Genomic DNA, 12,732 nt, shown 5'->3' on the forward strand with positions numbered 1-12,732 from the left:
TCGATGCACGAGGGAAACACCTCCTTGGTAGGGTTCTGCGCATTCTGACCGTCAAATGTGACATGCACCACTTAAACGGGATGGTTCCGGCGAGGTTTTACACGGAGGGAACAGAGCCGATGCGGAGTTTTCCCGCTGGAAACGCAGGGTGGGCGAGCGCCCCACGCCCGGGCGCCCGGACGCTGACCTGGGGGTTCGTCGTCGTCGGCCTGGCGCTCGGGGTCTCGGGGTGCACGGGCGAGGCGGCACCGACCTCGACGCCGTCGAGCGTCGTCGTCCAGCCAGGGCTGCCGGGGGAGGGGAACGCGACCGTCGCACCCGAGGACTTCGACGGTGCCCCGGCGGAGGGCTCCTGGAACCAGGCGGACGTCGGGTTCGTCGCGGGGATGATCGAGCACCACCTGCAGGCCCTCCAGATCGCCGCGCTCGCACCGGACCGCGCGGAGTCTGACGCCGTCCGCGCCTTCGCCGAGCGCGTCACCGCCGGGCAGGGACCGGAGATCCATGCGCTCGCGTCGTGGCTGCAGGCGCGCGACGTCGAGGTGCCCGAGGGGGCCGAGACCGCGGCCGGCACGGGCCCGCGCGTCCCCGACGGTGCGGACGGTGGGCACGGGACCCACGGCGAGGCCGCCGTCGGGATGCTCACCGACGAGCAGATGGCGGCGCTCGCGGCAGCGAGCGGGGCGACGTTCGACCGGCTCTTCCTCGAGGGCATGATCGCGCACCACGAGGGCGCGCTCGACATGGTCGACGTCGTGCTCGTCGACGGTCAGGACCTGTTCGCGCACGAGATCGCCGCCGAGACGGCGTCGGGCCAGGGCGGCGAGATCGACCGCATGCGCGATCTCCTCGACGGGCTCTGAGCCCGGGGTAGCGGCAGTCCGTCAGGTGTTGCGCCCTCCGGGCCACCGTACGACCATCGAGGGACGCGACCGACGACCCTCTCGTCGGGGGCCGGCCGCATCCTCCGCACGCGAGTCCCGAGATCTCCCGACGGGCGCTGCCAGGTCCGGTGCGCCAGTGAGGAAGCTGCGATGAGCGACGCCACGTCCCGTGCCACGACGACGAGCGAGCCGGAGATCGTGCTCTCCAAGGGCACCGTCTACGTGATCTTCAGCTCCCTGCTGGCCGCGATGTTCCTGTCCGCGCTGGACCAGTCGGTCGTGGGCACGGCGCTGCCGACCATCGTGGGGGACCTCGGCGCCGCGCAGGACGAGGGCTGGATCATCACGGCCTACCTGCTCGCGATCGCGATCGTGATGCCGATCTACGGCAAGATCGGCGACGTGCGCGGGCGACGCCTGCCCTTCCTGGTCGCGATCGCGATCTTCGTGGTGGGGTCGACCGGGTCCGCGCTGTCGGGCTCGTTCGTCGAGCTCGTGGTGTGGCGCTCGGTCCAGGGCCTGGGGGCCGGGGGCCTCGTGATCCTGAGCCAGGCGATCATCGCCGACATCGTCTCGGCCAGGGACCGCGGCAAGTACATGGGGCCCATGGGCGCGGTCTTCGGCATCGCGACGGTCGCCGGCCCGCTGCTGGGCGGCTGGTTCACCGAGGGCCCCGGGTGGCGCTGGTGCTTCTGGCTCAACGTGCCGATCGGGCTGACCGCGCTGGCGATCGCCTGGTTCAAGCTCCGGCTCCCGTCCCGCACGCCGAGCCGCCGGTTCGACGTCGGCGGTGCGGTCCTGATGGCCGTCACGACCGCGGGCATCGTGCTCCTCACGAGCTGGAGCACGATCTCGAGCGACAAGAAGTACGACTGGAGCAGCCCCGCCCTCCTGACGGTGCTGGTCGTGGCGGTGCTCGCGCTCGTCGGGTTCCTCGTGGTCGAGACCAGGGCGGCCGACCCTCTCATCCCGCTGCACCTGTTCAAGAGCCCGACGTTCTCCGTGTCGGTCTCGATCGCCCTGGTGCTGGGCATGACGATGTTCGCGGCGCTGTCGTTCCTGCCGACCTTCCTGCAGATGGCGCAGGGCTACGGCGCCACGGAGTCCGGGCTGCTCATGCTGCCCATGACGGTCGGGCTGATGATCACGGCGATCGGCTCGGGCCTGCTGATCGCGCGCACGGGCCGGTACAAGATCTACCCGATCCTGGGGATGGGCATCGCGACGATCGGCCTGGTCCTGCTGACGCAGCTCACGGCCGACATCTCGATGGTGACCTTCGGCGCGATGATCTTCGTGCTCGGGTTCGGGCTGGGGCTCGTGCTGCAGACCATCGTCATCGCGGTGCAGAACTCGGTCGCCCCCGAGATGGTCGGGGTGGCGACGTCGACGAACAACTTCCTGCGGGAGATCGGTGCCGCGGTCGGTACGAGCGTGTTCTCGACCGTGTTCACCACGAGGCTCGCGACGAACCTGACCGACGCGGCCAAGGGCCTGCCCCCGAGCGACGTCCCGGCGAACTTCGGCCCGGACACCCTCACCCCGGAGGCGGTCAAGGAGCTGCCGGCCCAGCTGCACGACGTCGTCGTCACGGCGTACACCGACGCACTGGCCCCCGCGTTCTGGTACCTGGTCCCGCTCGGCGTGGTGGGGTTCGTCATCGCCTTCTTCATGAAGGAGATCAAGCTGTCGGACAAGGCGGGCCTGGTGGCCAGGGGAGCGGCCGTCGAGCGGTGAGCGACGTCGTCGGGGCAGGGGGTGTGGGCGGGCGACGATCGTCACCTCCCGCACCGGCCTCCGGTCTCCGAGTGCGCCCTCGCGAACGTGGTGGGAGCATCACGGAGGGTTCCAGAGACGGGCGGTGCGCGATGGACGTCGACGACGTCGAACAGGTGGCTGCGACCGGGGCGCTGCCCCGGTGGGACCGCGTCGAGCACCTGGTCGTCGAGGCGCACGCCCGGTACCGCGACCTCACGGCCGGAGCGGTCGCCGACTACATCCCGGTCCTGGCCACGGCAGACCCCGCGCTGTTCGGTGTGAGCGTCGCCGTGGTCGACAGCGAGATGCACGAGGCGGGGGACACGCGCGTGGAGTTCTCGGTCCAGTCGATCTCCAAGGCGTTCGTCTACGCGCTCGTGTGCGAGGCCTACGGGCACGAGGCGGTGCGGGACCGCGTCGGTGTCAACAACACCGGGCTCCCGTTCAACTCGGTCATGGCGCTCGAGCTCAACGACGGTCACCCCATGAACCCCATGGTCAACGCCGGCGCCCTCGCGGCGACCGCGATGATGCCCGGCGGGACGCCCGCCGAGCAGTGGGAGAACGTCCGGACGGGACTCTCGCGCTTCGCGGGCCGGTCGCTCGAGCTCGACGGCGTCGTCTACCGGTCCGAGTCCGAGACCAACATCCGCAACAGGGCCATCGCGCGCCTGCTCGAGAGCTACGGACGGATCCAGACCGACCCGCTCGAGGTGGTCGACGTGTACACGCGTCAGTGTGCGCTGCGCGTGACCGCGCGCGACCTCGCGGTCATGGGCGCGACCCTCGCCGACGGCGGGGTCAACCCCGTCACCGGGGAGCGGGTCGTCTCGGCGCAGGTCTGCCGGGACACCCTCGCGGTGCTGGCCTCGACGGGCCTGTACGAGCGGTCGGGGGAGTGGCTCTTCGAGATCGGGCTCCCCGCGAAGTCGGGGGTCGCCGGGGGCGTCGTCGCGGTGGCGCCGGGAAAGGGGGCGATCGGGACGTTCTCGCCACCGCTGGACTCCGCGGGCAACAGCGTCCGGGGTCAGCGCGCGACGGCCTACCTGTCCCGCGCCCTCGGTCTCAACCTCTTCGCGTCGTCCGTGCACGTCCCGGAGAAGACGGAGTCCCGCCCGTGAGCCGTGTCGGCGAGGAGCCCACCGCCACCGAGGTCCGAGGGTCCTGGGTCCCGATGGTGGGCCTGTTCCTGGCCCAGGTCCTCATGTCGTTCAACGTCGCGGCCCTGCCCGTGTCGCTGGGCGGGATGGTCGAGGAGTTCGGCGTGCCACCGACCGTCGTGAGCTCGACGATCGTCGTCTACGGGCTCGCGGTAGCGGCGCTCGTGATGACGGGGGCGAAGCTCGGTCAGCGGATCGGGTGGGTCGTCGTCTTCCGTGTCGTGGTGGCGACGTTCGCCCTGTCCGCGCTCATGATGATCCTGTCGCCCACCGTGGGATGGGCGATCGCGGGCCAGGCGGTCGCGGGCGCGTCCGCCGCGATCATCGTCCCGGCGCTCGTCGCGCTCATCGCCGAGAACTACCACGGGCCCCAGCAGGCGACGGCGATCGGGTCCCTCGGCTCGGCCCGGGCGATCTCCGGCGTGAGCGCCTTCTTCATCGGCGGCGCGCTGGGCACCCTGGTCGGGTGGCGCCCCGTGTTCGGGATCGTGCTGCTCCTCGCGGTCGTCGTGTTCGCCTTCAGCTTTCGGCTGCGCTCGGACCGCGGCGACCCGGGCATCCGGATCGACCTCGTGGCGGCCGTCCTGATCGGCGCGGCGATCGTCCTGCTGACCCTGGGGTTCAACAACCTCAACGCGTGGGGGCTGCTGTACGCCTCGCCCGACGCGCCCTTCTCGGTCGTCGGGGTCTCCCCGGCGCCGCTGTTCGTCGTCGTCGGTGTCGTGCTGGGGCAGACGTTCTTCTGGTGGACGCGGCGACGAGCGGCAGCAGGGAAGGTACCCCTGGTCGACCTGACCGTCCTCGGGTCGTCGAGCGAGCGCGCCGCGGTGTACGCGATGTTCGTCGTCGTGGCGCTCGAAGCCGCGCTCAACTTCACCGTCCCCCTGTACATCCAGATCGTGCAGGGTCGCACGCCCTTCGACACTGCGCTCGCGATGATGCCGTTCAACCTCACGGTGTTCGTCACGGCGACGCTCGTCGTGCGCTTCTACGGGCGGTTCAGCCCGCGCACGATCGGCGTCTTCGGGTTCGTCCTGACGACGGGCGCGCTCACCTGGCTGTCGTTCGTCGTCACGAACAACTGGGAGACGGTGCCGACGATCCTCGGGCTGCTGGTGTTCGGGGTCGGGCAGGGCGCGCTGGTCACGCTGGTGTTCAACGTGCTGGTCACGGCCGTGCCGAAGACGCTCGCGGGGGACGTCGGGTCGATCCGCGGGACCACCCAGAACCTTGCGTCGGCCGTCGGTACAGCGGTCGTCGGGGCGCTGCTCGTGACGGTCCTGGGCATCAGCGTGGCCCGCTCCGTCGTCGAGCACCCCGAGCTGCCGCCGTCGCTCGTCGCGCAGGTGGACCTCGACAACGTGAACTTCGTGAGCAACGAGGAGCTGCGCGAGGTCCTCGAAGAGACCGACGCGAACCAGGCCCAGGTCGACGCGGCCGTCACGATCAACGAGCAGAGCCGCCTCGACACGCTGCGCATCGGTCTGCTGATCCTCGCGGGCGTCAGCGCGACCGCGATCCTGCCCGCCAGCCGGCTCCCGCGCTACCGACGCGGGGAGATCCCCGACCCGTCGCCCGAGCCCGCGGTGTGACACGACGCCTGGTCGGGGCGCTCGGGCAGGGGCCCGCGGCCGCGCGCACCGCGGCGACCCCGGCCATCATGGGGGCATGACCTCCCTGTTGCAGGTCGTCCGCTCCCTGGTTGCCCCGCTCACGCGCACGCGGGCCTTCCGCAGGGCCGGGCCGGTCGTGCTGCCGCCGGTCGAGCGGTTCCTCGCGCGCGTGTCGGGCGGGCGGTGGCAGATCAGCGCGATCCTCGTCCCGTCGCTCGTCCTGCACACGACGGGCGCGCGGTCGGGCGAGCCGCGCAGCACCTACCTCATGTACACGCCCGACGGTCACGGCCGGGCGATCGTCGCGGGCACGTCGTTCGCGCGCGACCGGCACCCCGCCTGGACGTACAACCTGCTGGCGCACCCTGACGCGTCGATCACGGTCCGTGGCCGGGACATGCGGGTGCGGGCGACGCTCGTCGAGCACGACGACGAGCGCGAGGCTGCGTGGGACCTGATCCAGGCGCAGTGGCCGGGGTACAGGGCCTACGAGCGGGACTCGGGGCGCGTGGTCCGCCTGTTCCGGCTCCAGCCGGTCGCGTGACCGGGGTGCCGAGGGGGCGGGTCGTCACCCCAGCGGCCCGACGACGGAGCGTTCCCCGGGCAGTCCCGTCGCCCGGTCGAGGGGCTCGCCTCGTCCGCGGGGCCACTCGCGGAAGTCGCGGAACGCGACCGGCACGCCGTGCGCCACGGAGAAGTCGGCGCTGTCCGTGACCTGCAGGTGCACGTGCGGCTGGGTCGAGTTCCCGGAGTTTCCGCACTCGGCGAGCGGCTGCCCGACGCGCACCTCGTCGCCCACCCGGACCCGCAGGGACCCGCGTCGCAGGTGGACGAGGGACACGAACGCGCCGGGGCCTCGCAGCGCGACGGTCACGTGGTTACCGGCGACGGCGTGAACTCCCTCGCGCAGCCGAGCCGCGGCCCCCAGCGCGTAGGGCACGAGCGTCGCCTGGGAGCGACGGGCCGCGTGGTCCTCCTCGCCGTCGTGCACCTGGACCACGACGCCGTCCGCCGGCGCGAGGATCGAGCGACCGAACGCGACGAAGCGCTCGGGAGGCTCGGTCGCCAGGACGGTGCGCCAGTCGCGGACGGTCGCCGTGCGGCCCCGGTCGTCGACGCCCACGAAGTCGATCGCGAACCGCTGGCCCAGGACGTCGACGCCGTGGCTGGGCACGCGTCGGGCCGGGCTGTTCTGCACGAGCCACCGCCCGCGGAACGGCAGCGCGAGGGTCACGGTCATGCGGTCAGGGGCGGTCGGCCCGCGCACGTCGCAGGGCGCTGAACGCCCCCGTCGACCACAGCGCCCACGCGACGAGCACGGGCTGGAAGAACAACCTGCCGAACCGCATGGCGTCGGTGTCGAGCCCGAACCCGTCCTTGTGCTCGAGCCACTGCCCGATGTTCCCGGGAAAGATCACGACGAAGAACGCCGCCGCGATCAGCCCCACCGCGACGCGCCCGATCCGGCGAGGCAGGGTGTCGGGCGGTGGGTCGGCGGTCAGCAGTTTCGTCATGCGGCCATGGTCCTCGCGGTCGGGTCGGCTGGCATCCGGGAGGCTTCCTGGCACGGCGCCCGACGGCGGCCCTCACCTCGGGTGGGCCCGGCCGCCCGGGTCGAGCATCCAAGCCGTCAGCGCCTCGACGGCGCGTTCCTCGCTCCCGTCGGGTCCCCACCAGCAGGGAAAGGTCGACCCGTACCGGGCGAGATCCTCGTGCCAGTCCGCGATGCACCGTGCGCGCAGCTCACGCACGGACCCGCTCTGCGTGGCCTCCTCGTCCCAGACGTCGAGCCATGGCCGGACCGTGAGGCTCGCGATCGCACAGCTCGTGAAGACCTCGCGGATCCGCCCGAAGGACGGCGCCGTACGGAGGGTGTGCCGCCACCAGGTCGTGAGGAAGCCCTCGACCGACCGTCGCTGGTCGTCGGGCCACCCGTGCCAGCCCGCTGCGACGAGGCCCCGGGCGCACCACCGGGCGTCCGTGGCCCTACCGTCGGCGAGCAGTCGGACCAGCTGCGGCAGGACACGGCGGACGAGAGCCGGCTGGTCGGACCAGTGGGTAGGGTCCTTCGCCGCGACACGTTCGACGAGCTGGTCCGGGAGCAGCGCGTTCCCCGACCGGAGCAGGGCGTCCTCGGGGTCGCTGAAGCACCGTGCACACCCTCGGTCGAGGGCGGAGGCGTCGACGCGGGACGCCGGGCCGCCGAAGAGACGGTCGATCCGGGCGACGGCCGCGGCGAGGTCGTTCACGTGGAGCATCGAGGTCTTCTCCAGGGCTCCGGTCGGTGCGGCCTGCCGAAGAGCAGGACGCTACCAGGCCCGCTCGGACCAAGGCTCGTCCCGTGGTCGTGGTGAACCTGCGGCTCGCCGTCCGCGGTCGGGACCCGCACCCGGGCGGGTCCGGAGTTCCGCTAGTGTGCGGCCGTCGGCAGGGCGCTTCCCGCCGCACAGGGGGATGCAGGGGGTTGTGTGGTGGCTGGGGATCTGAGCGTGTCGTTCGAGGCGTTGGCGAGCGGTGGCGCCCGGTTGGTGTCGTTGGCGGGGCAGGTGCCGGAGCGGGTACAGGCGTGGTGCGAGGACGTGGGGAGCGCGGCCGTGGCTGCGGCCGTGGAGGAATGGGCGTTGTGGTTCTCGACCGACCTTCTGCTCGCACGCGGCGAGGTGGACGGGTTGGCCGCTCACGCGACGGGGGTCGCGGAGGCGATGCAGGAGGCCGACGGGGCGCTGGCTCGGGTCATGTCGTGATCCGGTGGGACGAGGAGGACCCGGGGGCGGGCGTGATGATGGGCCCGCTGGGGTTCGCGGCGACCTTGCGCCGGTGCCAGGACGCGCTGACGCAGGTCGCGGCGGGGGTCGAAGGGGTGCGCGGGACGCTCGGTCCGCAGACGTGGGACGGTGAGGCCGCCACGGCGTGGCAGGTGGAGGCGGGGTCGGTGCGGGCACGCCAGGCGGGGCTGGCCGAGGTGGTCGGTCCCGTGCACGCCGCGCTGGAGAGGTACGCGGACGCTGTCATGGCCCTGCAGTCGCAGGTGGTGTTCCATCGGCAGGTACGTGAGGACGCCGAGCGCATGCGTTACGCGATGGGCGGGTTCGATGCGGGGGCGAGCCCGGCGGTCGTGGCGCGCAAGGCGATGCTCGCCGACCAGGCCGCGCAGGAGGAGCACGCGGCGAACGCTGCGTTGCGCGACCTCGCGACCCAGCGTCAGGCGCTGGACGAGACGCTGGTGGTCGCGCTGGCGGTCCCCGCGTCCTCGGGGTGGGCCCAGCGCAAGGAGGTGTTGTCCCGAGCGGGGATCACCGGGGTCGAGGTGCTGAGCACGGCCAAGCTCGTCGATGCGTACACCCGGTTCGCCGACCAGGCCCTGGACGGCGACCTGAAGAGCGGGGACGTGACCTACCTGCGGGGCTTCTTCGACGCCTGGGGCCAGGACCCCGTCGTCATGGACGCCTACTTCCAGGCTCTCGGCGGGGAACGGACGCGTGACCTCGTCAACACCCTCGGGACGGCCATGGGGGGCGTGGACAACGAGACCCTCGACCCAGGTCTGCTCGCCTCGACCGCCCTCGCGCTCCGCGCGGGTCTCTCGACCGGTTCGCAAGGTTGGAGCGGGAAGCAGGCGGCATCGTTCGTCGACGGCATGCTGCACCGCGCGAGCCCTGTCGTGGGCGGATCGTTCTCGACGCTCGGATGGATCTTCGGCGACGCATCGGGAGCACCGATGGGTCCCTCGCTGGCCGTCGCGGCCGCAGACCGGCTGGACGCGTGGGAGCGTCCGACCGAGCGGGTGGGGGTCGCAGCGGTGATCGACCAGAGCGCGGTCTCCGGCGGCCGGTACCTGAGCTGGAACGACCACCCTGACGTCGCCGGTCGAGCACCGTCGGACGATGCGACGGGTCGGGTGTTCGAGACGCTCGGTCTGTACCCGACGGAGGCTATGGCGTGGCTGACGCCCCAGAACGGTGACACGGGGGAGATCGACTGGGGCCGGGTCGACTACTGGTTCGGCGTCCGTGACTGGGCCACGGGGACGACCGGGGACGGCTTCGCAGGGCCGGCTGCACTGTGGGCCGGGGCACTGCATGTCGAGGGCGGACGGACAGCCGAGGTTCCCAATCCTGGGGCGGAGAAGCGTTCGGCCGCTCTGACCGGGCAGGTCGTGGATGCCCTGGGGAACAACACGTCCCTCACCCCGGTCGGGGTGAACGACCTCGGCGCACAGAACCTCTACCGTGTCCTCGAAGTTCACGTACGGGACTTCGCGATGTACCCGATCACGCACGAGTCCGAGGCGCAGAAGGGAACGGTCGTCGTCGGTGAGAGGGTTCTCCTCTCGGACGGCTCGTATCACTCCGTTCCCAACGTCTCCGATGCCGCGCTCGGCAAGGTCATGGGGATCGTCGGCGAGAACGGGTCCACGCAGAGCGCGCTAGGGAGGCTTCTCCTCGGCGAGATCGACCAGTACGGCACCGACGCGGCCAACGGGCGCGGGCCGACCCTCGTGGACGTCGCGACGCACGTCACGAGTCTGGAGGGTTTCGCCGAGGGGTCCGGCAACGGGGCCGCGTATCTCCGGGCGGCCTACCACGACGAGCAGAACCAGGCGTTCGTCGACGTGGCCTCGTCGGCCGTCGGTCTGGTGCCGGTGTCCGCTCCCGGTCTCCAGCTCGGCGTGGACTTCGTGGCCGGGGAGATGGTGACCGCGGTAGGCAAGCACGTGACGGGTTCCTCCTGGCTCAACGCCCGGGCTGTGGCAGGTGTGACCGGCGACTCGAGCGTCGAGTCGATGCTGGTCGACCGGCGTGCCGCTGTCGGGCAGCTGCTGACCGAGCTCGTCGCGACGGGACACCACGACCAGGAGTGGGACGCCGCCGTAGGACGCCATGTCGCGGCCGGGCTGCCCTCGGCCGAGGCCGAACGGCTTGCGATGACCGACCTGGTCGACGCCGCGGTGAACGCAGGCCGGGCCGGAGCGAGCAGCGGCACGCCGGACTACAGGGACTGACGAGGAGACGAGATGGCAGTGACCGTGCGGGATGGCGCGGCGGGCGTCGTGGGCGTGTTGCTCGGGGCGGTGGTGCTGGTGGGGTGCTCTCCCGTGCCCGCCGGGCGTGAGGGGCCGTCGGACCTGGCGACGCCGGGGATGCGGTGGGAGGGGGGTGAGCCGTCTGGACCGTTGGAGTCCGATCCATGGGTACAGGCGGTGCGGGCCTCGGAGCTGAACCGGGCGTTGGCGGTCAATGAGCACGACTTCAGTGATCCGGATCTGTGGAGCACGACGACGCCGGCTCTCATCGAAGGCACCGAGACACTCGTGACGGGCCGAGCGAAGGAGGAGCCCGACGATCACCTGGTCGTACTGGCTCCGTTGGCTTTTGATCCGATACGGGTCGACGCCGATCCCTCGGGCGAGCGCGCGACGGTAGTGGTGTGCGAGTTCGCGGGGACCTGGGTGTCCGCGCAGGACATGTCGGTGGACGGAGCGGCGGAGTGGAAGCTCTACGCGTACGAGGTCGTGAAGGGTGAGGACGGTCGTCTGCGGAGTGGGCTGGGGGAGATTCCGCAGGACCTCGTGGACGAGGGGGAACGGACTCGTTCGTTCGCATGCGTGCCGTCGCAACGGAGCATCGGGTGGTTCGATCCTGTGCCCGTGGTCGAGCCTTTCCAGCCCGAGGACGTCGTCAAGGGCAGCCCGTCGGGTGCTTCGAGTCAGTCACCGGCCGGGTGAGGTGGGTGGTTCGAGGCTTTGTTCAACCCCGAGGCGCAGATCACGCCAGGGGCTCGAGCAGCGCCTCGTACGGCGCCGTCTCGACCACTCCCCGGACGACGCGGGCCAGCCGCTCCCGTCTGACCTCGACGGACAGGTCACCGCGATGCACGGCCTCGTGCAGAGCGATGTGGCGACGCACATCACGAGCCTCCAGGGGTTCGCCATGGGATCCAGCAACGGGGCCGCCTACCTCCGGGCGGCCTTCGACGACGAGCAGACCCAGGCGATCATCGACAAGGCGTCGTCGATCGCGGGCCTCGCGCCGGTCAAGGGAGGGGTCGGGGTCGAGTACGTGTACGGGGAGATCGTGACCGCGCTCGGCAAGAAGGCAACCGCTACCTGGGCGAACACGCGGGCCGCGACCGGCGTGACAGGCGACGCGAGCGTCGAGACGATGCTCGTCGGCCAACACACCGACGTCAGCAACCTCCTGGGAACGCTCGTCGCAACCGGACACCACGACCAGGAGTGGAACACCGCCGTGGACCGACACGTCGCGGCGGGGAGGCCTGTGGCCGAGGCCGAAGAGCTCGCAATGAACGACCTGGTCGACGCGGCGATCAACGCAGGCCGGGCAGGGGCCACCAGCGGCACGCCCGATCACAGGGACTGAAAAGGGAGAACTGTTGAACGCGAGAACGTGGAGAATCGTGGGGTTCGCGGCGCTCGCCGTCGGCGCGCTCGTGGGGTGTTCTCCGGCGGCTTCGGACGCGGTGAGGCCGTCCGATCTGGCGACGCCGGACATCCGCTGAGAGGGGAGTGAGCCGTCGGGGCCGTTGGAGCTGGATCCGTGGGTGCAGGCGGTGCGGTCCTCGGAGCTGAACTTTGCAGTGGCGGCCAATGCGCACGACTTCAGTGATTTGGACTTGTGGAACACGGCCTCGGGAATCGAGATCCGTAGCGCTGAAGCCCGAGTTGTCGACCTTGCCAGGTCCGAACGGCAGGACCCGAACGTCGTACTGGGGCCGTTTGCGTTCGAGCCGTTGCGGGTCGATGTTGATCCTTCAGGTGAGTTGGCGACGGTCGTGGTCTGCGGGTTCGGTGGGACGTGGGTGTCGTTGCAGGACATGACGGTGGATCTGGAGGCGGACTGGGAGTACAGCGCGTACAAGGTCGTGCGGGGTGAGGACGGGCACCTGCGCGCCGGGGCGGGGGGGGGGCCGCTTCCCCAGGAGATCTTGGACCAGGGGCGGGCCGAGTGCGCCCCGCTCGACGTCCCTGGCCTGGACGAGCTCGACCTCATGCTCGCGCTCGGCGGCTCGGTCACGCCCTCGGCCGGCCCGGCCGGCGTCCGCAACGTCCGGTTCTCGCGGCCCCGGCGACGGATCACTGCCACGGTCGTCGTGCCCGCGCACGAGCTCGACGCGACGACCCCAGAGCTCGACGCCCTGCTGCCCCACCTCGCCGAGCTCGCGGCGACGGTGGCCGCGCGCTGCGCCCCCGACGCCCCGGACGCGGTCCGTGCGGCGCTCACGGGCGCTCTCGAGCGGGCGGTCGCGACGGCTACCCGCACCTGAGCGGAGCGGGGAGTCGAGGCGCGGGCGCAGTCC

Annotated in this window: 14 protein-coding genes; 10 read left to right on the forward strand and 4 right to left on the reverse strand. The window is 71.3% G+C overall.

All coding sequences use genetic code 11. The annotated features are described in order from the left end of the window. The first annotated feature begins 119 nt into the window (after positions 1-119). The 5 genes from ACZDYF_RS15665 (at position 120) to ACZDYF_RS15685 (ending at position 5,959) form a co-directional block, all read left to right on the forward strand. Entirely contained in the window at positions 120-863 is a 744-nt protein-coding gene (locus ACZDYF_RS15665; protein ID WP_475059064.1) for a DUF305 domain-containing protein, read from the forward strand. Positions 864-1,034: 171 nt separating this feature from the next. Beyond that, positions 1,035-2,621 carry an MDR family MFS transporter gene (locus tag ACZDYF_RS15670; RefSeq protein ID WP_475059069.1) on the forward strand — a complete coding sequence of 529 codons (1,587 nt, stop codon included), beginning with the start codon at positions 1,035-1,037 and terminating at the stop codon, positions 2,619-2,621. A 131-nt stretch (positions 2,622-2,752) separates the two neighbouring features. After that, entirely contained in the window at positions 2,753-3,763 is a 1,011-nt protein-coding gene (gene glsA / locus ACZDYF_RS15675) for a glutaminase A (protein WP_475059074.1), read from the forward strand. Further along, the gene (locus ACZDYF_RS15680; protein ID WP_475059077.1) at positions 3,760-5,394 is read left to right on the forward strand and encodes an MFS transporter; all 1,635 of its coding nucleotides are present in this window, start codon (positions 3,760-3,762) and stop codon (positions 5,392-5,394) included. Before glsA ends, ACZDYF_RS15680 begins: the two co-directional genes overlap by 4 nt. A gap of 76 nt (positions 5,395-5,470) precedes the next feature. Then, entirely contained in the window at positions 5,471-5,959 is a 489-nt protein-coding gene (locus ACZDYF_RS15685; protein WP_191791198.1) for a nitroreductase/quinone reductase family protein, read from the forward strand. Between the two features lie 24 nt (positions 5,960-5,983). Here ACZDYF_RS15685 and ACZDYF_RS15690 read toward each other — a convergent pair whose 3' ends face one another. From ACZDYF_RS15690 to ACZDYF_RS15700, 3 genes are all read right to left on the reverse strand, one after another. Further along, positions 5,984-6,655, reverse strand: coding sequence for a M23 family metallopeptidase (locus ACZDYF_RS15690; protein WP_475059082.1), 672 nt, complete (start codon positions 6,653-6,655; stop codon positions 5,984-5,986). A 4-nt stretch (positions 6,656-6,659) separates the two neighbouring features. After that, the gene (locus ACZDYF_RS15695; protein WP_475059085.1) at positions 6,660-6,929 is read right to left on the reverse strand and encodes a DoxX family protein; all 270 of its coding nucleotides are present in this window, start codon (positions 6,927-6,929) and stop codon (positions 6,660-6,662) included. Positions 6,930-7,001: 72 nt separating this feature from the next. Further along, the gene (locus ACZDYF_RS15700; RefSeq protein ID WP_475059089.1) at positions 7,002-7,673 is read right to left on the reverse strand and encodes a hypothetical protein; all 672 of its coding nucleotides are present in this window, start codon (positions 7,671-7,673) and stop codon (positions 7,002-7,004) included. Positions 7,674-7,904: 231 nt separating this feature from the next. On the opposite strand from ACZDYF_RS15700, the gene ACZDYF_RS15705 reads away from it, so the two are divergent. From ACZDYF_RS15705 to ACZDYF_RS15715, 3 genes are read left to right on the forward strand one after another with little or no spacing between them, the layout of a single operon-like run. Beyond that, positions 7,905-8,159 (forward strand): hypothetical protein, encoded by a 255-nt coding sequence (locus ACZDYF_RS15705; protein WP_191791194.1) that lies wholly within the window; start codon positions 7,905-7,907, stop codon positions 8,157-8,159. Further along, positions 8,156-10,417, forward strand: coding sequence for a hypothetical protein (locus ACZDYF_RS15710; RefSeq protein WP_475059097.1), 2,262 nt, complete (start codon positions 8,156-8,158; stop codon positions 10,415-10,417). Before ACZDYF_RS15705 ends, ACZDYF_RS15710 begins: the two co-directional genes overlap by 4 nt. Before the next feature lie 12 nt (positions 10,418-10,429). Continuing rightward, positions 10,430-11,140, forward strand: coding sequence for a hypothetical protein (locus tag ACZDYF_RS15715; RefSeq protein WP_475059103.1), 711 nt, complete (start codon positions 10,430-10,432; stop codon positions 11,138-11,140). A 40-nt stretch (positions 11,141-11,180) separates the two neighbouring features. Here the strand turns inward: ACZDYF_RS15715 and ACZDYF_RS15720 are convergent, their stop codons facing one another. Beyond that, entirely contained in the window at positions 11,181-11,321 is a 141-nt protein-coding gene (locus ACZDYF_RS15720; protein ID WP_475059107.1) for a hypothetical protein, read from the reverse strand. A 24-nt stretch (positions 11,322-11,345) separates the two neighbouring features. On the opposite strand from ACZDYF_RS15720, the gene ACZDYF_RS15725 reads away from it, so the two are divergent. Further along, the gene (locus tag ACZDYF_RS15725) at positions 11,346-11,795 is read left to right on the forward strand and encodes a hypothetical protein (RefSeq protein WP_475059111.1); all 450 of its coding nucleotides are present in this window, start codon (positions 11,346-11,348) and stop codon (positions 11,793-11,795) included. 454 nt (positions 11,796-12,249) lie between these two features. Next, positions 12,250-12,699, forward strand: coding sequence for a hypothetical protein (locus ACZDYF_RS15730; protein ID WP_475059115.1), 450 nt, complete (start codon positions 12,250-12,252; stop codon positions 12,697-12,699). The last annotated feature ends 33 nt before the right edge of the window (positions 12,700-12,732 follow it).

It is taken from the genome of Oerskovia sp. PE-21s (assembly GCF_056158145.1).